The 20,109-nt window shown below is 68.6% G+C and carries 15 protein-coding genes, 2 tRNA genes and 1 pseudogene; 9 read left to right on the plus strand and 9 right to left on the minus strand.

Features of this window, described 5'->3' with window-relative positions; all coding sequences use genetic code 11:
- Positions 1-1,083: 1,083 nt before the first annotated feature.
- The 3 genes from H5411_RS17435 to leuC all read right to left on the minus strand — a co-directional run bounded on the left by H5411_RS17435 (position 1,084) and on the right by leuC (position 4,019).
- The gene (locus H5411_RS17435; RefSeq protein ID WP_101435279.1) at positions 1,084-1,725 is read right to left on the minus strand and encodes an HU family DNA-binding protein; all 642 of its coding nucleotides are present in this window, start codon (positions 1,723-1,725) and stop codon (positions 1,084-1,086) included.
- A gap of 243 nt (positions 1,726-1,968) precedes the next feature.
- Complete coding sequence (gene leuD / locus H5411_RS17440; protein ID WP_101435280.1) at positions 1,969-2,571, minus strand: 3-isopropylmalate dehydratase small subunit; 603 nt, start codon at positions 2,569-2,571, stop codon at positions 1,969-1,971.
- 23 nt (positions 2,572-2,594) lie between these two features.
- A complete protein-coding gene (gene leuC / locus H5411_RS17445) occupies positions 2,595-4,019 on the minus strand; it encodes a 3-isopropylmalate dehydratase large subunit (RefSeq protein WP_101435281.1) in 1,425 nt (474 codons plus the stop codon).
- 145 nt (positions 4,020-4,164) lie between these two features.
- Between leuC and H5411_RS17450 the strand changes: the two genes are divergently transcribed.
- The 6 genes from H5411_RS17450 to H5411_RS17475 all read left to right on the plus strand — a co-directional run bounded on the left by H5411_RS17450 (position 4,165) and on the right by H5411_RS17475 (position 11,315).
- The gene (locus tag H5411_RS17450) at positions 4,165-4,866 is read left to right on the plus strand and encodes an IclR family transcriptional regulator (RefSeq protein WP_009074079.1); all 702 of its coding nucleotides are present in this window, start codon (positions 4,165-4,167) and stop codon (positions 4,864-4,866) included.
- A 1,303-nt stretch (positions 4,867-6,169) separates the two neighbouring features.
- Entirely contained in the window at positions 6,170-6,793 is a 624-nt protein-coding gene (locus H5411_RS49785) for an HU family DNA-binding protein (RefSeq protein WP_037811736.1), read from the plus strand.
- A gap of 821 nt (positions 6,794-7,614) precedes the next feature.
- Positions 7,615-8,841 carry a quaternary amine ABC transporter ATP-binding protein gene (locus H5411_RS17460; RefSeq protein WP_183124334.1) on the plus strand — a complete coding sequence of 409 codons (1,227 nt, stop codon included), beginning with the start codon at positions 7,615-7,617 and terminating at the stop codon, positions 8,839-8,841.
- Positions 8,834-9,718 carry an ABC transporter permease gene (locus tag H5411_RS17465; protein WP_101435282.1) on the plus strand — a complete coding sequence of 295 codons (885 nt, stop codon included), beginning with the start codon at positions 8,834-8,836 and terminating at the stop codon, positions 9,716-9,718. The genes H5411_RS17460 and H5411_RS17465 overlap by 8 nt, the downstream gene beginning before the upstream one ends.
- A 33-nt stretch (positions 9,719-9,751) precedes the next feature.
- Positions 9,752-10,660, plus strand: a complete 909-nt coding sequence (locus H5411_RS17470) for a glycine betaine ABC transporter substrate-binding protein (protein WP_101435283.1) — start codon at positions 9,752-9,754, stop codon at positions 10,658-10,660.
- Positions 10,661-10,814: 154 nt separating this feature from the next.
- Positions 10,815-11,315, plus strand: a complete 501-nt coding sequence (locus H5411_RS17475) for a MarR family winged helix-turn-helix transcriptional regulator (RefSeq protein WP_208637310.1) — start codon at positions 10,815-10,817, stop codon at positions 11,313-11,315.
- Here H5411_RS17475 and H5411_RS17480 read toward each other — a convergent pair.
- Complete coding sequence (locus H5411_RS17480; protein WP_101435285.1) at positions 11,312-11,800, minus strand: TetR family transcriptional regulator; 489 nt, start codon at positions 11,798-11,800, stop codon at positions 11,312-11,314. The genes H5411_RS17475 and H5411_RS17480 overlap by 4 nt on opposite strands.
- Before the next feature lie 85 nt (positions 11,801-11,885).
- Between H5411_RS17480 and H5411_RS49325 the strand changes: the two are divergent.
- Together H5411_RS49325 and H5411_RS47060 are read left to right on the plus strand one after the other, a co-directional pair.
- Positions 11,886-12,308 (plus strand): annotated as a pseudogene (locus H5411_RS49325) (FAD-dependent monooxygenase); the annotation flags it as partial.
- A 308-nt stretch (positions 12,309-12,616) separates the two neighbouring features.
- Positions 12,617-12,937: an FAD-dependent monooxygenase gene (locus H5411_RS47060; protein ID WP_220817043.1), complete on the plus strand. Its 321-nt coding sequence runs from the start codon at positions 12,617-12,619 to the stop codon at positions 12,935-12,937.
- A 103-nt stretch (positions 12,938-13,040) separates the two neighbouring features.
- Here H5411_RS47060 and H5411_RS17490 read toward each other — a convergent pair.
- The 3 genes from H5411_RS17490 to H5411_RS17500 form a co-directional block, all read right to left on the minus strand.
- Positions 13,041-13,113, minus strand: a tRNA-Glu gene (locus tag H5411_RS17490).
- An 89-nt stretch (positions 13,114-13,202) separates the two neighbouring features.
- Positions 13,203-13,274 (minus strand) — tRNA-Gln (locus H5411_RS17495).
- A gap of 49 nt (positions 13,275-13,323) precedes the next feature.
- Complete coding sequence (locus tag H5411_RS17500; protein ID WP_312878386.1) at positions 13,324-14,067, minus strand: HAD family hydrolase; 744 nt, start codon at positions 14,065-14,067, stop codon at positions 13,324-13,326.
- A 1,184-nt stretch (positions 14,068-15,251) separates the two neighbouring features.
- Here H5411_RS17500 and H5411_RS17505 point away from each other — a divergent pair.
- Positions 15,252-16,490, plus strand: a complete 1,239-nt coding sequence (locus H5411_RS17505; RefSeq protein WP_101435287.1) for an FAD-dependent oxidoreductase — start codon at positions 15,252-15,254, stop codon at positions 16,488-16,490.
- 812 nt (positions 16,491-17,302) lie between these two features.
- Here the strand turns inward: H5411_RS17505 and H5411_RS17510 are convergent.
- Both H5411_RS17510 and cimA read right to left on the minus strand, forming a co-directional pair.
- Complete coding sequence (locus H5411_RS17510) at positions 17,303-18,073, minus strand: fumarylacetoacetate hydrolase family protein (protein ID WP_101435288.1); 771 nt, start codon at positions 18,071-18,073, stop codon at positions 17,303-17,305.
- Between the two features lie 260 nt (positions 18,074-18,333).
- The gene (gene cimA, locus H5411_RS17515; RefSeq protein WP_183124336.1) at positions 18,334-20,004 is read right to left on the minus strand and encodes a citramalate synthase; all 1,671 of its coding nucleotides are present in this window, start codon (positions 20,002-20,004) and stop codon (positions 18,334-18,336) included.
- Positions 20,005-20,109: the final 105 nt, after the last annotated feature.

The following is a 20,109-nucleotide window of genomic DNA, read 5'->3' on the forward strand; positions in this document are numbered from 1 at the left end:
TCTCCAGGCGTCGGATTAGCCCTCCCGGACAGTGCGCCGATTACCTTCCCTCGGTGTCCTGGCACGCGGTCCGGACGCCGGAATCTGTTGTCTTATCAGCAATCCGGCGGGGTTCTTTTCGACGCCCGGACAGCCCGCCGACCTCGGGAAACGCTGTCTTCTCACTGCCGCAACACCCATCCGGACCGAGGCCGCGGCAACCCCGGTGAGGCAGCGAATTCCCGATCTCCGGCGACGCTCTCCGCTGCTCAGCCCGTTCGGCTGCTCAGCCCGTCCCCGCACCGGCTCGCCCAGGAACCACGCGCCCTCAACGGCTTCCAGCACGCAGCGCCCCCTGCCCCCATGCCACATCAGCCGACCGCCCCGGCCTCCTCACCTGGTGTGGAATCCCGGCGCACCACAACGGCTCAGCCGCACCGCCACCCCAGCCCGCCCGCCGAACCGCCCCGGTACCGCGACCCGATGCCCGCATCGCCTCGCCAAACTGTGGCACCGCATCCAGCGCCGCAACTCCGCCCGCCACAACAGGTCAGCCACCCGCCCTAGCAGGTCGACACCACAATCGGCCCGCCAGCACGGCAACTCAGCCCGCTGATCCGGACACCCACTGAGCCGAACCCAGCCGCCGAATCCACCGCGCCAGCACGACAACGCCGCCCCGCATCACCACTGTGGGCACCCTGCCTGGCCGAACCGCAGTCCCCACAGCCCGCCGCACCAGCACCACGACGCCGCCCCGGCCCATCAACCCGAACACCACACCTGGCCGAACCGCAGTCCCCACAACGCCTCACTGCTCCCCCGCTGCCCCGGCCCCGCAAGGTCTCACCGTTGCCCCGCCAACCTCCAGCCCCACAACGCCTCACCCCTCCCCAGCCAGCCGACCAACCCCTCAGCGCATCACCGCTGCCCCGACGACCCCCAGCCCTCGCAACGCCTCACCGCTCCCCCACCAACCCACGCCCCAATAACCCCGCCCTCCGCACCGACTCCCGCCCGTCCAGCCGAGAAACCCCCGGAAACGCGGCAGGGCCCCGACCTCACCCGAGGTCGGGGCCCTGCCGCGAAGCGACGATTACCGAATTACTTCTTCTTGGCCGCCGAGGTGCGCTTCGCCGGGGCCCGCTTGGCCGCGGCCGTGGTCTTCTTCGCTGCCGTGGTGGTCTTGGCGGCAGGCTTGGCGGCGGCCTTCGCCCGCGTGGTGGTGGCCTTCGGGGCCGCCTTGGCGCGGGTCGTGGTCGACTTCGCGGCCGTCGCGCGCGTCGTCGTCTTGGCCGCGGTGGCCTTGGCGGGAGCCTTGGCCGCGGTGGCGCGAGTGCGCGTGGCGGCGGGCTTCGCCGCGGTGGCACGGGTGCTGCGCGTGGCGGTCGTCGACGCGGCGCGGGTGCTCGTGGCGCGCGCGGTGGTGCCGGTGGCCCGCTTCGCCGCCGTGGCCTTCGGCAGCTTCTTCGAACCGGAAATCACGTCCTTGAACGTGGTGCCCGCGCGGAACGCCGGAACGTTCGTCTTCTTCACTCGCACGGCTTCGCCGGTGCGCGGGTTGCGCGCGGTGCGGGCGGCACGAGCGCGCTTCTCGAACACCCCGAAGCCGGTGATGTTCACCTTTTCGCCCTTGTTGACCGTCCGGATGATGATGTCGACGAGACCGTCGACGGCCTCCGAAGCAACCTTTTTGTCGCCCAGACGCTCCGACAGCGCCTCGATCAGCTGGGCCTTGTTGGCCATTCCAGTCCCTCCAAGAAGAACTCTTCGTCCACGGCCAGGTCGGCCGGCTAACGCACACGGTATTACCAAGACAGCACAAATTCCAAACGGCACGCGAAATTTTCCCTTGCGGCGGGAACGGTTCCGCCCTCCCGAAGGACCCGTTTCCGGTCCCGGGAGGCTCCGTTTGGCGCGGGCGAAGAGGGGGCCCGCCGGGGCGGGATTCCCTTTCCGAGCAGGGAATCCGCGCCCCGGCGGCGCGGTTCAGGAGGTCGCGGCGGGCAGCGTCACGGGCTTCCAGGAGGGCCGCTGGGACTCGAACGCGTCGATGTCCCCCGCGTGGCGCAGAGTCAGCGCGATGTCGTCGAGTCCTTCGAGCAGCCGCCAGCGGACGTAGTCGTCGATCTGGAAGGGCGCGGTGAAGTCCTTGGCCCGCACGGTCTTGGCTTCGAGGTCCACCGTCACCTCGGTGCCGGGCTCGTTCTCCAGCAGCTTCCAGAGCAGTTCGACATCCGACTGCTCGCACTGCGCGGCGACGAGGCCGCCCTTGCCGGAGTTGCCGCGGAAGATGTCGGCGAAGCGGGACGAGATGACGACCCGGAAGCCGTAGTCCAGCAACGCCCACACGGCGTGCTCGCGCGACGAACCGGTGCCGAAGTCGGGCCCGGCGACGAGCACCGAGCCGCTGGAGAACGGTTCCTGATTGAGGATGAAGTCCTCCTGCGCGCGCCAGGCGGCGAACAGCCCGTCCTCGAATCCGGTGCGGGTCACGCGCTTGAGGTAGACGGCCGGGATGATCTGATCAGTGTCCACGTTGGACCTGCGCAGCGGGACCCCGATCCCGGTGTGCTGGGTGAACGGTTCCATGGTGGGAGCTCCTCTCGGGGAAGTCAGGCGGGCAGGTCGGCGGGCGAGGACAGCGTCCCGCGCACGGCGGTGGCGGCGGCCACGAGCGGCGAGACGAGGTGCGTGCGGCCGCCCTTGCCTTGCCGCCCCTCGAAGTTGCGGTTGGAGGTGGACGCGCTGCGCTCGCCGGGGGCGAGCTGGTCCGGGTTCATCCCGAGACACATGGAGCAGCCTGCCTGCCGCCATTCGGCTCCCGCCTCGGAGAAGACCTTGTCCAGGCCTTCCTCCTCGGCGGCCTTGCGCACTCGCATCGAACCGGGCACCACGAGCATCCGGACCGAATCGGCCACCTTCCGCCCGCGCAGGACCTCGGCCGCGGCGCGCAGATCCTCGATCCGGCCGTTGGTGCACGAGCCGAGGAACACCGTGTCCACCGCGATCTCGCGCAGCGGGGTGCCCGGCTTCAGATCCATGTAAGTCAGCGCCTTCTCCGCGGCGAAGCGCGCGTTCTCGTCCGCGATCGCGGCCGGGTCCGGCACCGTCTCGCTCAGCGGCAGGCCCTGTCCCGGGTTGGTGCCCCACGTCACGAACGGCGTCAGCTGGTCCGCGTCGAGGTGGACTTCGGCGTCGAATTCCGCGCCCTCGTCGGTGCGCAGTTCGCGCCAGGCGGCGACGGCGGCGTCCCAGTCCGCGCCCTTCGGAGCGTGCGGACGGCCCTTCAGGTAGGCGAAGGTCGTTTCGTCCGGCGCGATCATGCCGGCGCGCGCGCCCGCCTCGATCGACATGTTGCAGATGGTCATCCGGGCTTCCATCGACAGCTCCTCGATGGCCTTGCCGCGGTACTCGAGGACGTAGCCCTGCCCGCCGCCGGTGCCGATTTTGGCGATCACGGCGAGGATCACGTCCTTCGCGGTGACGCCCGGCTGCAGCGTGCCGTCGACGTTGATCGCCATCGTCTTGAACGGCCGCAGCGGCAGCGTCTGGGTGGCGAGCACGTGCTCGACTTCGGAGGTGCCGATGCCGAACGCCATCGCGCCGAACGCGCCGTGCGTGGAGGTGTGACTGTCGCCGCACACCACGGTGGTGCCCGGCTGGGTCAGGCCGAGCTGCGGTCCGATCACGTGCACGATGCCCTGTTCGGCGTCGCCCATCGGGTGCAGCCGGACGCCGAACTCCTTGCAGTTGCGGCGAAGCGTGTCGACCTGGGTGCGGGACACCGGGTCGGCGATCGGGAGGTCGATGTCCACCGTGGGGACGTTGTGGTCCTCGGTGGCGATGGTGAGGTCGGGGCGGCGCACCTTCCGCCCGGCCAGCCGCAGGCCGTCGAACGCCTGCGGGCTGGTCACTTCGTGCACCAGGTGGAGGTCGATGTAGAGCAGATCCGGTTCGGCGCCTTCGCCTCGGCGCACGAGGTGGCTGTCCCACACCTTCTCCGCCAGCGTACGAGCCTTGCCGGTGGGGCTGGTCATCTCCGGCTCCTTCCTCGGGATCGGCCGGGAGCACGGAACCCGGACGATGCCGGTGAGGAGGGGGCAGCCGCGGCTGTCCGCGGCTCCGGGTTTCGTTTTTCCCAGATTCTGGACTTCCCACACTGCGGGAAGATAGTATCGCGTCGTGGGACAGCATAGCGGTATCGGAGTACTGGACAAAGCCGTGGCCGTGCTGCAGGCCGTCGCCGAGGACCCGTGCGGGCTGGCGGAACTGTGCACGCGCACCGGGCTTCCGCGCGCGACCGCGCACCGGCTCGCGGTCGGGCTCGAAGTGCATCGCCTGCTGCGGCGGGGGCCGGACGGGCGCTGGCGGCCGGGCACCGCGCTCGCCGAACTCGCGGGCGGCTCGACCGACCCGTTGCTCGACGCGGCGAGTTCGGTGCTGCCGAAGCTTCGGGACATCACCGGCGAAAGCGTTCAGCTTTACCGGCGCGACGGCGTGCAGCGCGTGTGCGTTTCGACCGCGGAACCGCCGAGCGGTTTGCGCGACACGGTTCCGATCGGTTCGCGGCTGCCGATGACGGCGGGCTCGGGCGCGAAGGTCCTTGCCGCGTGGTCGGATCCGCACACGCAGCGGACGATCCTCGCCGACGCGGTTTACGGCGAACGCACTCTGCTCGAAGTACGCCGCCGCGGCTGGGCGCAAAGCGTCGCCGAACGCGAACCGGGCGTCGCGAGCGTTTCGGCCCCGGTGCGCGATTCCTCGGGCACAGTCGTCGCCGCGGTGTCGGTGTCCGGCCCGATCGAACGCATAGGGCGCAAACCCGGCGCACGATGGGCAGCGGACCTTCTCGCCGCCGCCGACGCGCTTCAGGAACGCCTCTGACACCCGCTCCCACCGCGCACCAACCCCAGGCCGCCTCCCCGCCACCCGGCGGGGAGGCGGCCTTTTTCGCACAGCCGACCCCGCGCACGACGAACGCACTCGGCGAAGCACGCCGGTCCCAACACCGCCCAACGCGAACCTCGCACCGCGGCACCGGCACGCGATTCGCCGACACCGCCGTCATCGCCGACACCCCTGTGCCGGTCTCCGGCCCGCCCGAACACATCGGCCCCAACCCGGGCTGCCGCCCCGCCGCACCGGCAGGAGACGCCTTTCCACCCCATGACGACTCACGCCGACGCGACCTACGGCGAACCCCACTCCGCGCAACGCACGCTGCGGCTGCCCCAAAGCACCGCGAACATCCCGGCCCCGGCATGCGATTCCCCGCCACCGCCACCGCGCCGATCCCGAACGCCTCAGCCGCCCGCCGCGCCTCAACCCGGCGCGCCTTCCCGGCGCACCGGCACTCGTCTTGCGCGCATACGACCCCACACCGGGCACGCCCGAAGCACACCGCCACCGGACCCACCGCGTCGCCCAACACGAACCCGGCGCCCCGAACACCCCAACCCCGGAACGCGATTCCCCGCCACCGCCGCCCCGCCGATCCCCAGCCCCGCCCGAACACATCAGCCGCAAACCGCGCCCCAACCCGGCCTGCCTTCCCGGCGCACCGGCAGTCGCCTTGCACACGCACGACCCCACCCCGGACCCACTCCACGCGAAGCACACCACCAACCAGACCCCAGGGTCGCCCAACACGAACCGAGCACTCCGAACGCCCCAACTCCAAAGCGCGATTCCCAGCCACCGCCACCGCGGCGATCCCGGGCCCCGAACGCATCAGCCGCGAACCCGGCGCACGACCCTCGCCGCCGACGCCCTCCACGAACGCCTCCGACGCCCCTCTCCCACCGCGCGCCAACCCCAGACCGCCTCCCCGCCACGCCCGTACGGGGCAGCCTTTTTCGCGCGGTTTTCGATCGTCCTCAGTAGACCGTCCGGCCGCTTCGGGGGTCGTCCGAGCGGCCGCGCACGACCCGGCCGGAGAGCCCCAAGAGAAGACAAAACCGCAGGACAACGGGTGTCTACATGCGACTTTGCCGGTGCCCCAAGCACTCTCGCGGGTCTTCCGGCCAGTGAAAGAATCCGGCGACGCGGCCCCCTCGCCGACTTGCCGGTTACCCGACACGGCAACGAAAAAGGCAGGTCCCGATTGGACTTGCGAAGTCTATGGGTGATAATGACTGCGTTCGGCCTGTATGGCCGTATAAAACAAGTTCTGGTTGGAGGAACTGGAATGGCCAACAAGGCCCAGCTGATCGAAGCTCTGTCGGAGCGCATCGGCGACAAGAAGGCAGCCGCGGAAGCCGTCGACGGTCTCGTCGACATCATCATCCGCACCGTCCACAAGGGCGAAAAGGTCACGATCACCGGCTTCGGTGTCTTCGAAAAGCGCGCTCGTGCCGCCCGCACCGCGCGCAACCCGCGCACCGGCGAAGCCGTGCGGGTCAAGAAGACCAACGTTCCGGCGTTCCGCGCGGGCACCACGTTCAAGGACGTCATCTCCGGCTCGAAGAAGCTGCCGAAGGCGACTGCCGTGAAGCGTGCGACCGCCAGCACCGCGAAGGCGACCGCCACTCGCGCCACGGCGACGACCACCACTCGCGCCAAGGCCACCGCCGCCAAGCCGGCCGCCACCCGCACCCGCGCCACCGCGGCCAAGGCTCCCGCCAAGGCCACCGCCGCGAAGGCCACCACCACCCGCGCCAAGGCGACCGCCACCAAGGCCACCGCGGCCAAGGCGGCTCCGAAGGCCACCACCACGCGGGCGAAGGCCGCCGCCAAGCCGGCCGCCAAGAAGACCACGGCGACCGCGAAGAAGGCTCCGGCCAAGCGCACCTCGGCCGCGAAGAAGAAGTAACTCCGGTTTTCCGGAACATCCCGACAAGCCCCGCCCGGCTTCTCCCCGGGCGGGGCTTGTCGCATCTCTGCCCCTTTTCCGCCCTGGAGACGCCGCCCGGCAGACGGGCGCGGCACCCCGCACACGTGATGACCGAGGAAGATGCCGCGCCGCCCGTGGCGCGATCCGATTCCGAAGCGGCAGAAGCGCGTTCCGACGACCGCCTTCAAGATCCGTTGGCGCGCTTGCCCGTCCGGATCTCGTCGACCGCGAGGCCGCACTCAGCACCGCGGAATCGGCGGACACGGCGTCGCGCGAGCCTCCGCCGTCTGGACGGCCGCGGATTGTCCCAGCCGGAGCACATCGGCGCAGCGCGAAGGAAATCGAAGGAAGGCCCCCGCGTTTTCCTGATCGCACCGGCCATCCCGCACCCGTCCACGGTCGATCACCTGTTCCCCCAAGCAACTGCGAACGCTCGCTCGAAGCGGCCGCCGGGGTTTCCTTGCCGTGTCCGGTCCGGCACCATGCGTGGCCGCCGGGTGTCCGCGATCACCCAGGCCACGCAAGGTCCACAACAGACTATCGGGTTGTTATGCGAACGTGACAACCACGCACGGCACCCACTGGTAATCCGGTCGGGCGAACCGGCGAATCCGTACTGGTTTCGCCAGCGCACACCCTCTTTTCCCCGTCGCCGCAGCGGTGTCTCGCGGGCGCGCGCACCGCGTCCGCGAAAGTGGGTGCCGGGCCACGAAAACCGGCCGTCATCGGTGAACTGGTCGCGCGATGGGCTCCGATCAGTGTTGGTCTATGCAATCATGTCGCCCGGCAAAGGACCCCGAATGCGAGAACATGAGACGACTGTGCCGATAGTTCGTGTGGAGAAGCTGTACAAAGTGTTCGGCCGCCGGGCGGAAGAAGCGGTCGGCAAGCTGGAGAAGGGCGTCGACCGCGCCGAACTGGACCTGCCCGGCGTGACCGCGGCGGTGATCGACGCCTCCTTCACCGTGGAGCGCGGCGAAATCTTCGTGGTGATGGGACTGTCCGGTTCGGGCAAGTCGACCCTGCTGCGCACGCTGAACGGATTGCTCCCGGTCACTTCCGGCCGGGTGCTGGTGGACGACATCGACCTCACCGACAAGTCCGCCGCGCAGGTGCGCGAGCTGCGCCAGCGGCGGATGAGCATGGTGTTCCAGCACTTCGCGCTGTTCCCGCACCGCACGGTCGCGGAGAACGTCGCCTACGGGCTGAGCGTGCAGAACGCTCCGCGCGAGCGGCAGCGCGAACGCACCGCCGAAGCGCTGGAGATGGTCGGGCTCACCGGATGGGAGGACCGGTTGCCCGGTCAGCTTTCCGGCGGGATGCGCCAGCGCGTCGGCCTCGCCCGCGCGCTGGCCGCGGACACCGAGATCCTGCTGATGGACGAGGCGTTCAGCGCGCTGGACCCGTTGATCCGCAAGGAGATGCAGGACCAGCTCCTGATGCTGCAGCGGCAGCTGGGCAAAACGATCGTGTTCATCACGCACGACCTCAACGAGGCGATGCGCCTCGGCGACCGGATCGCGATGATGCGCGACGGCCGGATCGTGCAGGTTTCGACCGCGCAGGAGATGCTCACCGAGCCGGCCGACGAGTACGTCGCGAGGTTCGTGCGCGACGTCGACCGCAGCCGGGTGCTCACCGCGTCCGCCGTGATGGCGCCCGCGGAAATCTCGTTCACCCCGGCGACAACCGTCGTCGAAGCGCTGGAAACGATGCGCCGGAACGAACTCTCCGGCGTGCTGGTGACCGAGGACGGCAAGTTCGCCGGAGCGGTCGACCGGCGTGCGGTGAGCGACGCCGCCGACCGCGGCACGGAAACGATCGCCGGACTCGTCGACCGTTCCGCCGCGCGCACCGGCCCGGAAACCCAGATGGCCGAGCTGTTCGGCCACGCCGCTTCCGCGCCTGCGCCGCTCGCGGTGGTCGGGGCCGAGGGCGAACTGCTCGGCGCGGTGACCCGCGAGGCGCTGCTGAACGCGCTGAGCACCGGAGAAAACGACGCCCAGGAGGTGAACGCCCGTGTCTGACAACCTCCTCGTCGGCGACCTGCCGCAGATTCCCGTCGGCACGTGGTTCAAGGCGATCATCGACTGGCTGCAGGGCAACATCGGCCCGTTCTTCGATTTCGTCGACAAGATCGTCAACGGCGCGGTCACCGGGCTCGCCTCGGGCCTGACCTGGCTGCCGTGGCCGGTGCTGGTCGTGGTGTTCGCCGGGCTCGGCTGGTGGCTGCGCGGCTGGAAGTTCGGCCTCGGCTCGGCGATCGGGTTCGCGCTCATCGACAGCCTGCGCGAATTCCCGTCCGCGATGCAGACGCTGTCGCAGGTGCTGATCTCCGGCGTGGTCGCGGTGGCGATCGCGGTGCCGGTCGGGATCGCGGCCGCGCGCAACGAAACGGTGAGCCGGATCGTGAAGCCGATCCTGGACTTCATGCAGACGCTGCCCGCGTTCGTCTACCTGATCCCGGTCATTTTCTTCTTCTCGATCGGCCCGGTGCCGGGCGTGGTGGCGACCGTCGTGTTCTCGCTGCCGCCGGGCGTGCGGCTGACCGAACTCGGCATCCGCCAGGTCGACCCGGAAATGGTCGAGGCGGGCGAGGCGTTCGGCTCGCCGCCGCGGCGGATCCTGCGGGAGATCCAGATCCCGCTCGCGATGCCGTCGATCATGGCGGGCATCAACCAGATCATCATGCTGTCGCTGTCCATGGTCGTGATCTCCGGCATGGTCGGCGCGCCCGGGCTCGGCGCCGAGGTGTACGCCGCGGTCACGAGCCTGAAGCTGGACCTGGGTTTCAACGCCGGTCTCGGCGTTGTCGTGCTGGCGATCTATCTCGACCGGCTCACCTCCTCGCTGGGGGCGCGCTCGGCGGTGGGCCGCGCCCTCCGCCGGGCCGACGCGGCCTGATCCACCTCCACCGCAACGAGAAAGGACGAACGAGTGCGCACATCGAAACGGCTCAGCCGGATCCTCGCCGTGGGCGCCGCCGTGACGGCCCTGATCGGCCTCACCGCGGCGTGCGGCGGCCGGGAGTCCCAGTCGGGCAACAGCCAGCAAGCCAAGAGCGTCACCATCGGCTACATCAACTGGGACGAGGACGTCGCCCTCACCAGCCTGTACCAGGCGGTGCTGGAGGAAAAGGGCTACCAGGTCAAAACGCAGATGCTCGACGTCGGCCCGATCTACGCGGGCCTGGCGAAGGGCGACGTCGACATGTTCCTCGACTCGTGGCTGCCCGCGACGCACAAGCAGTACTGGGACCAGTACCACGACCAGCTCGAAGACCTCGGCGTCTGGTACGACAACGCGACCCTCAACCTCGCCGTGCCGAATTACGTGGGCGAGGTCAACAGCATCGCCGACCTCAAGGACAAGGCGAGCATGTTCGGCGGCAAGATCACCGGCATCGAGGCGAGCGCGGGCGAGACGAGCATCGTGCAGAAGGACGCGATCCCGCAGTACGGCCTCGACGGCGCGATGACCCTGCAGAACTCGTCGACCACCGCGATGCTGGCTGCGCTCGACAGCTCGATCAAGGCGAAGAAGCCGATCGTCGTGACGCTGTGGCACCCGCACTGGGCGTACTCGCGCTACCAGCTCAAGGATCTCAAGGACCCGAAGGGCGCGATGGGCAAGGGCGAGCAGCTCCACGCGCTGGGCCGCAAGGGCTTCGGCAAGGACTTCCCGGCTCTCGCCGGCGTGGCCAAGAAGCTGAAGATGTCGGACGCGGACCTCGGTTCGCTCGAGGACGCGATCCAGAAGGCCCCGAAGGGCCAGGAAAAGGCCGCCGCCAAGCAGTGGGCGGATCAGCACAAGCAGTTCGTGGACCAGGCTTTCGCCGGTCTCTGAGCCAGCACCGGAACGACCCCGCCTCCCGTTCGCCGGGACGGCGGGGTCGTTTCTTTGTGCCCGGCAGGCAGGCCGCCCGGGCGGATTCACCCTGATTCGTTGCCCAGCACGGTTATCGCGCGGATTCCGCGGCGAGATGCGGCACACTGGGCATATGTCTCGCGCGCCGATCTCTGCCCGCACCGACGCATCCGACGACGTCGACGCGGTCACCGAAGCCGTGCTCACCGCTTCCCGGCTGCTCGTCGCGGTGTCGGCGCGGTCCATCGCCTCCGCGGGCGACCTCATCACGGTGCCGCAATTCCGGCTGCTGGTGGTGCTGCATTCGCGCGGTCCGCTGAAACAGGCCGCGCTCGCCGACCATCTCGGGGTCACGCCGTCCACCGCGAGCCGGATGATCGACCGGCTGGTCGCCGCCGCGTTGGTCGCCCGGCTGGGCAATCCGTCGTCCCGGCGCGAGGTCGTCATCGAACTCACCCGGGAAGGCGACCGGATCGTGCGCCTCGTCACCCAGCGGCGGCGGCGCGAAATCGCCGCCATCGTGGAGAAAATGCCCGAATCGACCCGCCGCGGCCTGGTCGACGCGCTGACCGCGTTCGCCGAAGCCGGTGGCGAACCGCCCGCCGGGAATCCCGCCGACGCCGTCTGGGTCTAGATTTCCGCCGCCACCGCGCGAATCCCGTCGGTCACTTCTTTCGCCGACGGTGCTTCCTCCGGGTCGAGCAGCCACTGCACCATCAGCCCGATCACCAGCGCGCTCTGCACGGCCCCACCGACCCCGGCCCGGGCCTCCCGCAGCCCCTGCGCGAGATGCCGGCGCACGTCCGGTGACCGCTCCGCCCGCACCAGCGCCTCAAGCTGCGCGACCCACAACGCCCGGTGCTCGCCGAAGCTGTCGATCAGCCGCTTCAATCCCTCCTCGGACAGGTCGAACGACGAATCCGCGACCTGGCCGCCCAGCTCGTCAACCGCCGCGACCAACGCCTGCGTCAACAACGCGTCCCGCGACCCGAAGTGGTACCCGATCGCCGCGTGACTGACGCCCGCCGCGGCCGCGATGTCGCGCACCGTCGTGTTGCTCCAGCCCCGCTCGATCAAGCAGCGCTTCGCCCCGGCCAGCAGATCCTCCCGATTACCCATGGCGCGCAGCCTAGCCGATTTCTTGTCCAAATGGTTTATCCATATGGTTTACCCAAATGGACAACCTGGGGCTACGTTTGCTCCCATGGCCTCCTTGACCGTCCTGATCTCCGGTGCTGGCGTGGCCGGCGCCACCCTCGACGAGCTCCTCACGCGCTCCGGCCACCGCGTGACGATCGTCGAGCGCGCCCCTGCCCTCCGGCACACCGGTTACGCCGTGGATTTCCGCGGCGCCGCCTTCGAGGTCCTGTCCGAGCTGGGCATCCTCGACGACGTCCGCCGGCACGACACGAAAATGACCGGAACCGCCCTCGTCGACCGCGACGGCGTCCAGGTAGACCTGCTCCCCGCCGAAGCTTTCGCGGGCGAACTGGAGGTGCCGAAGCACGTCCTGAACGAGCTGCTGCACGACCTGACTGCCGATCATGTCGAGTACCGCTTCGGCACCTCGATCACGTCGCTGACGCAGACTGAGGACGCCGTGACCGCGTCGCTGACCGACGGTTCCACCGAGACTTACGACCTGGTCTTCGGCGCGGACGGCGTGTACTCGAAGGTCCGCCAGCTGGCCTTCAGCTCAGCGGCGTTGCAGCACCTGGGCCTGTCCGGCGCGGGCTTCACCATGCCGAATTTCCTGGGCCTGGACCACAGCGGTCTCCTCCGCGCCGTCGACGGCACCGCGGTCTACCTGTTCAACTCAGCGGATCCGGACCGGCTGACCGTGAGCCTGTCGTTCGGAACGTCGTCGGGAGCCCTGGACCGTCTCTCCCGAGCCGAGCAGGAAGCAGCGACGCGCGCCGCCTTCGCCGGTGACGGTTGGCATACCCCCTCCTGCTGGAGGCGATGTCGGAGGCTCGGGATTTCTACTTCAGCTCGAGCACGCAGGTGCACCTGGACCGCTGGTCGACTGGCCGCGTCGCCCTGGTGGGAGACGCCGGATACTGCGCCGCGCCGACGGCGGGCATGGGCACCTCGCAGGCCCTGCTCGGCGCTCGTTCGCTGGCCCGGCACCTGGCGGACAGTGCGTACCCGGAGGCTTTCGCCGGCTACGAGACCGAGCTCCGGCCGTATGTGGCGGAAAACCAGGCGAATGGCCGCTCCGCGGCAGCGATGTTCGGCGGTGCGCGGGAAGGGTGATCTTTCCGCTCACCAGGCGGCTCCCCATTTCCCGCACACCGAAGCTTTCCCGGTAAATACAACAAAACCCGGTTGATCTTTTGCTGATCAACCGGGCTGGCTGTACCCCCGATGGGATTCGAACCCACGCTACCGGCGTGAGAGGCCGGCGTCCTAGGCCGCTAGACGACGGGGGCTTAGGAACTTCCCCGTTTCCGGGGCGTTTCTTGCGAGAGAGAACTTACCAGAAGCGATTTCGCACTTCCGAGAGGGGGTCCCTCTGCAGCTGGGGTACCAGGACTCGAACCTAGACTAACTGGACCAGAACCAGTCGTGCTGCCAATTACACCATACCCCAGTGAGGTACTTCCCCGGTTGCCCAGGTCAGCGCCGCACGAGAAGAAATACTAGAACATCCCGCCGCGGACCGTCGCAGCGGGGGTCCCCGCCGCCCGCTGGGCGGGCACGCCGACCGTCGCGTACTCCGAAACCAGCAGCTCAGGCAGCTCGCCGAGACCGGTCACAGTGTGCACCCCCTCCGGCGCGCGCTCGCCGGTGCGGCTGGTCCCGTCTCGGTCGAGCCAGACCGCGCCGAGCCCGGCGTCGAACGCGCCGATCGCGTCGGTGTCGAGCTTGTCCCCGACGTGCACCGTGCGCTCCGGCGGGCAGTCCAGCGCCAGGCACACCGAGTGGAACATCACCGGATCGGGTTTCGCGACCCCGACCTCGCCCGCGATCGCGACATGGTCGAAAAACGGCGCGAGCCCGAGCTCCGCGATTTTCTGCCGCTGATGAACCCCTGAGGCGTTCGTCACGGCAGCCAGCCGCAGCCCGGCGGCGCGCAGCCATTCCAGGCACGGAAGAACATCATCGAATAGCCGCCAAGACCGCGCCAAAATCTCCCGCCGGCGCGCCTCGAAGGCGGTCACTTGCGCGGAATCCCCGAGGATCCCCAGCTCGGCGAGGAAACATTCGGTGCGCCGGTGATGCATCACGTCGTAGCCCAGCTTCCCGGCGACGACGAGCGAGACGTGCTCCTCGGTGATCAAATCCCACAACGGCCAAAGATCGCCGCGCCCGGTGAGCGCGTGAAGGGTGCGGCGGATCGCGGCGGTGCAGTCGATCAACGTATCGTCGATGTCGAGGCACACCAGGCTCAGCTCAGGAGGCGCCCACGGCTCGCGGCCGGCAGCGGCCGGCGGGGCAGTACGAGCGCGCGACAGAGCGGCCGGGGCGAAATCCACCCCGTGAGGCTAGGGCACTCGCCGCGTTCGCAACGCGGCCAAAAAGGTGATTACCGCCGAGCCGTTGCCGCTGACCGGCTCTACCGCCGGTGCGCAAAGTGTCCGGCCGGTGACGTTCGCCACCGTCCCAGAGGGCCGAGCGGGTGAAAGGCCCTTACTCCGCACTCCCCTTGAAACTTGCCATTTCCGAACGATCTTCCCTGCCGCCCGTACCGCCACCCCTTGGCACCGCCGCCGAGAAACCCTTTCGCGGCAACCATTTCTCGCCACCGAGCCGGTGCCCAGCGCCCCCACCGTCCTCAATGCAACAACAACCACGCATAAGTTCCGCCACCGAACTAGCTCCCCGAAATCCTTTCCGGAAAATGCCGTGTCTTTCCAGCCAGATGACGGTGTCCGGTGATCCGCCCGAGATCCACATACGCGAACCACCGCCTATTACGCAAACTCCCCACATTCTGGCCCCTGTGCGGCAACGGCAACTCCACTGTCGGCACCAGCCAGTCGCACTTCCCGCTCCGCTACTGATGACACCGCACCCACCGATCCCGCCACGGTCCTCGGCGGGCATACCTGCTCACGACTCCGCCCTCGGCGCCGCTAACCCTCCCGACCCCGCCGCCTCCCGCCTCCGCAGCAACCCCACTCCCGACCTCGCCGCCTCCCGCCTCCGCAACAACCCCACTCCCGGCCCCGCCGCCTCCCGCCTCCGCAACAACCCCACTCCCGGCCCCGCCGCCTCCCGCCTCCGCAACAACCCCACTCCCGACCCTGCCACCTCCCACCTCCGGCGCAGCCATCTCCCGTCCCCGGTCTCTTCCTTCCTCCTCCTGCTCGACTCTTGTCGCCCAGCCGCAAACGCCGCCCGCACCCTCGATGCCACAACCACTTCCGCCACCCTCCGCGAAATCCGCCTCATGGCACGCCCCGTTCAGGCCATCTCTCAAGCCCTGCCCCCCGACCGCCCTCCTCTCGCATATCTCGGTCCCCTAGACCACGAACCCACCCCATCGGCCGACTTGACGCACCCTCCGCGCAAGGTGCATCCTCACCTTATTCAACAGACGATGAATAAGAGGGAGCTGGGGAAGATGACCGAGCACACGGGCTGCGTCATCGTCGGCGGCGGACCGGCAGGCATGGTGGCGGGACTGCTCTTGGCCCGAGCGGGCGTAGAGGTGGCAGTGCTGGAAAAGCACGCAGACTTCCTCCGCGACTTCCGCGGCGACACCGTCCACCCGTCCACCCTCGCACTCCTGGACGAACTGGGCCTGGGCGAGAAGTTCGAAGCGCTACCGCACACCAAAGTGACCACAGTCGGACTCCCGACCCCCGACGGCGACGCGCTGACCATCGCCGACATGTCCCTGCTGAAGGTCCCCCGCCCCTACGTAGCGATGGTCCCTCAATGGGATTTCCTGGACCTGCTCGCCGAAACGGCCCAGAAAGAGCCGACCTTCACCCTGAGGCTCGAAACCGAAATGACCGGCCTGCTCCGGTCGGGCCGCCGAGTCACCGGCGTCCGCTACCGCACCGCAGACGGCGCCGAAGGCGAACTGAAAGCCAACCTGGTCATCGCCGCCGACGGCCGCTGGTCGCTGGCCCGCCGCTCCGCCGGCCTCACTCCACGCGAGTACTACACCCCGTTCGACGCCTGGTGGTTCCGGCTTTCGCGCAAGGCCGAAGAGCAGGAAGCCACGCTGGTGCCGAGGATGCGCAACCACCGTTTCGCGGTGCCGTTGCCGCGCAAGGGCTACTACCAGATCGCCTACCTCACGCCGAAAGGCAATGACCTAAACGACGCCGGCATCGAAAGCTTCCGCCGCGACGTCATCGAGGTCTGCCCCGAATTCGCCGACCGCGTCGGCGAACTGAAGTCCATGGACGACGTCAAGTTCCTCAACGTACGCCTGAACCGCCTGCACCGCTGGCACGTCGACGGCCTGCTGTGCATAGGAGACGCCGCCCACGCGATGTCCCCGGTCGGCGGCGTCGGAATCAACCTGGCAGTGCAAGACGCCGTCGCCGCCGCGAGGCTACTGGCCGACCCGCTCCTCCGCGGCAAACCGACCGAAAAGAACCTCACCGCCGTTCGCCGCCGTCGCCTCCTGCCGACCGTCGCCGTCCAGGGGCTGCAACGCCTTCTTCACCGCCGAGTAATGGGCCCAGTAATGACCGGCCACGCCGACGGCCCCCCGCCGCAATTGATCGCGCTGCTCAAGCGCTTCCCGAAACTCGCCGGGGTCCCCGCGTACCTCATCGGCGTAGGCATCCGCCGGGAATCCGCACCGGCCTTCGCCCGCCGCCCAGCAGAACCGGCCCGCCGCTAACCCACCACCCGATCAGCCGCCAAACGGCAACGCCACGGCGCCCTGTCGGCACCACCCAGCGCCCACCGGCCAACCCCCGCCGGTGGGCCGCAACCAAACAACGACGACGCGTCTTCGCCACCCCGCGGCAACAACGCCACCGACTCGCCAACCAACCATCCGAGACCGCTCTCGCCACCGACCGGCAACAGCGCCGCCACTAACCAGCCCAGGCACCAGTCGCCACTCTGCGGCAACAGCACCAACCGTTTGGCAACTGACCATCAACGACCATTCGCCACGCACCGGCAAAAGAGCCCACCGCCCCCAGCCGAGCGCCGATCACCTGTCGCCACTAGGCGGCAGCGGCACCCGCATACTCACCAACGCGAACACCCATCACCACTCGCCACCAAACAGCAACAGCATCGCCAACTCGAGCACTGATCATCTCTCGCCACTCAGCGGCAACAGCATCACCAGCTCACGCACGCGAGCGCCGATCGCCTCTCGGCCTCTCGCCACCATGCGGCAACGACACCGTCAGCTCCCATCGCGAGCGCCAAGCCGTCCTTCGCCACTCAGCGGCGACAGCGCCGACCACTCACCAACCGAAGCGCCAGCCACCATTCGCCACTCAGCGGCAACGGCCCCGCCTGCCCACTTACCCCGGCACCAGCGTCCGCTCGCCACTCAGCGGCAACAGCCCCGGTGCCACCGCCCGAGCATCACCCCGACGGCCAGAAAACCTGCCTGACCAGGGATTCGCCACTCAGCGGCAACACCCGAACCGACCCGCCAGCCACTGTCGCCGCAAAACGGCAACGGCCAGCTCAGACGTCCTGCACCGGGTTCGTCAGGGTTCCGATGCCATCGATCGTGATGGACACCGACTGCCCGTCGACGATCGGACCGACCCCCTCCGGCGTGCCGGTCAGGATCACGTCGCCGGGCAGGAGCGTCATCACGCGCGACACGAACTCGACCAACTCGGGCACCTTGTGCACGAGGTCCGAAGTCCGGCCGTCCTGCTTCAGTTCGCCGTCGACCTCGCTGCGGAGCGCCAGGTCGGACGGGTCGATGGACGTGTCGATCCACGGGCCGAGCGGGCAGAAGGTGTCGAAACCCTTCGCCCTGCCCCACTGGCCGTCGGACTTCTGCAGGTCGCGCGCGCTCACGTCGTTCGCGACCGTGTAGCCGAGGATCGCGCTGGCCGCTCGGGCCGCGGGCACGTTCTTGACCGGCTGTCCGATGACGATCGCGAGTTCGCCCTCGAAGTCGACGCGTCCGACGTCCGACGGCCGGCGGATCGGAGCGTTCGGCCCGACCACCGTCGTCGACGGCTTGATGAACAGCATCGGCTCGGACGGCACCTCGTTGCCGAACTCCGCCGCGTGCTTCGCGTAGTTCCGGCCGACGGCGATCACCTTCGACGGCAGGATCGGCGCGAGCAGCCGCACGTCGGCCAGCGGCCAGCGCTTGCCGGTGAAGTTCGGCTGGCCGAACGGGTGTTCCGCGATCTCCAGGACCTGGGCATCGTCGCCGTCCCCCTCGATCGAAGCGAACGCGACACCACTGGGATGAGCAATACGAGCTAGACGCACCGCACCAGTCTACGTACCCCCACCGACTGTCGCGCACCCCGCGCGTGCGCGACTGTCCCCCTCGCTCCGTTCCACGCGAACGAAGCCCTCGCACCAGCTGACCGGCCACGACCTGACTGGCACGAAGGGACCCTTCACACCAGCAAGAAACGACCCCCCCCGCACCGCCCAACGCGAACGGCAACCAGCCTTCCATCTGTGAGCCGCGATACCCGCCGCACGAACACCGCCTCTCAACGCGGCACGTCCGGAAAGCTCGATCACCCACCCACAGCAGCCACCCCCAGCTCAGGCGCCGACTGCTCCCGCCCCGACGCGACCGTCAGGCTCTTGTGGACCAACGCGTCGCACAACGCCAGCCAGCTCGCCTCGACGATGTTGCCGTGCACGCCCACCGTCGTCCATTCGTGTTCGCCGTCACTAGTTTCGATAAGCACCCGCGTCACGGCGTCCGTACCTGGGTTCGACGGCAGGATCCGCACCTTGTAATCAGCCAGCTCCATGCTGTCCAACCAGGACAGATACGGCGTCAACGCCTGGCGCAGCGCCGCGTCGAGCGCGTGCACCGGGCCGTTCCCTTCCGCGGTCGCGATGACGCGCTCGCCCGCGACGTGCACCTTCACCGTCGCCTCGGAAATGACCTCGCCATCCGGGCGGTGGTCCAGCACCACCCGATAGGACTCGAGCTCGAACGGCGGCGGATCCGACTTTTCGCCGGAAACCTCCTCGACCTCGCGACGCAGCAACAGCCCCAACGAGGCGTCGGCCGCTTCGAACGACCAACCCTCCGATTCGAGCTCCTTCACCTTCCGCACCGCGTTCGTGAGTGCGTCGGGCCGGCCGGCAAGGTCGACCCCGAGTTCACGTCCCTTGAGCTCGAGGCTGGCCCTGCCGGCCATCTCAGTGACCAGTACTCGCATGCCGTTGCCGACAGAAGACGGATCGATGTGGTTGTACAACAACGGATCCACCTTGATCGCGCTCGCGTGCAGCCCCGCCTTGTGGGCGAAAGCGGACGACCCGACGTAAGCCTGGTGGGTGTCGGGTGCGAGGTTGGCGATTTCGGCCAAAGCATGGGAGACGCGAGTGAGCTCGGCGGCTCCTCCGGTCGGGAGGACCTCCATTCCGAGCTTGGTCACGAGGTTTCCCGCCACGGCGAACAGGTCGGCGTTGCCCGCCCGTTCCCCGTAGCCGTTCGCGGTGCACTGCACGTGCGTCGCGCCGGCCTGTACCGCGGCAACAGAGTTCGCCACGGCACAGGAAGTGTCATCCTGGCAATGGATTCCAAGCCGGAATCCGGTCTTTTCCTTGATTTCGCCTACGGTTTCGGCAAGTCCCAGCGGCAGCTGTCCACCGTTCGTGTCGCACAGCACGAGAACGTCCGCGCCAGCGTGCGCCGCCGCGTCGAGCACCCGCAGCGACGTTTCGGGAGAGAAGGCATAGCCGTCGAAAAAGTGTTCTGCGTCAAGGAAAACGCGGCGTCCTTCGCCGACGAGGAACGAGACCGTGTCACGCACCATCGCACACGCCTCGTCGACGTCGACCCGCAGCGCCCGCTCGATGTGCCGAAGGTCCGATTTGGCCACCAAAGTGATGACCGGAGCCTCCGAATCCACCAGCGCCCGGACCTGCGGATCTTTATCGGCCGCAGTCCCCGCCTTGCGCGTGGACCCGAACGCGACGAGCGCGGCGTGCTTGAGCGACAGTTCTCCCTTGGCCACACGGGAAAAGAACTCCGTGTCCTTCGGGAGCGCACCCGGCCAGCCGCCCTCGATGAACCCGACACCCAGCTCGTCCAACAGTCGCGCGACGGCCAGTTTGTCCGTGACGGAGTAGGTGATTCCTTCACGCTGCGCACCGTCGCGCAAAGTGGTGTCGTAGAGGTGGAAGGCATCGCCGAGCGGCGTGCCGGCGGGTTCCGTGCGGGTCACGGTGTTCTCCTTGCGGCGGGGCAGAACCTTGTCCAGGCAACAAAAAAACCTCCCGCATGGGTGCGAGAGGTTGCGCGCCGGTAGCTCTTGTGGAGCTTCTATCCG

The sequence above is a fragment of the Amycolatopsis echigonensis genome, assembly GCF_014174495.1.
In the GTDB taxonomy this organism is placed as follows: Bacteria; Actinomycetota; Actinomycetes; order Mycobacteriales; family Pseudonocardiaceae; genus Amycolatopsis; species Amycolatopsis echigonensis.

Coding starts and splice junctions, on each gene's coding strand:
- leuC (WP_101435281.1), bottom strand. CDS start 4,019: ATGACCAGCCCCACCGGCAAGGCTCGTACGCTGGCGGAGAAGGTGTGG.
- H5411_RS17460 (WP_183124334.1), top strand. CDS start 7,615: ATGCGAGAACATGAGACGACTGTGCCGATAGTTCGTGTGGAGAAGCTG.
- leuD (WP_101435280.1), bottom strand. CDS start 2,571: ATGGAACCGTTCACCCAGCACACCGGGATCGGGGTCCCGCTGCGCAGG.
- H5411_RS17505 (WP_101435287.1), top strand. CDS start 15,252: ATGACCGAGCACACGGGCTGCGTCATCGTCGGCGGCGGACCGGCAGGC.
- H5411_RS17475 (WP_208637310.1), top strand. CDS start 10,815: ATGTCTCGCGCGCCGATCTCTGCCCGCACCGACGCATCCGACGACGTC.
- H5411_RS17435 (WP_101435279.1), bottom strand. CDS start 1,725: ATGGCCAACAAGGCCCAGCTGATCGAGGCGCTGTCGGAGCGTCTGGGC.
- H5411_RS49785 (WP_037811736.1), top strand. CDS start 6,170: ATGGCCAACAAGGCCCAGCTGATCGAAGCTCTGTCGGAGCGCATCGGC.
- H5411_RS17480 (WP_101435285.1), bottom strand. CDS start 11,800: ATGGGTAATCGGGAGGATCTGCTGGCCGGGGCGAAGCGCTGCTTGATC.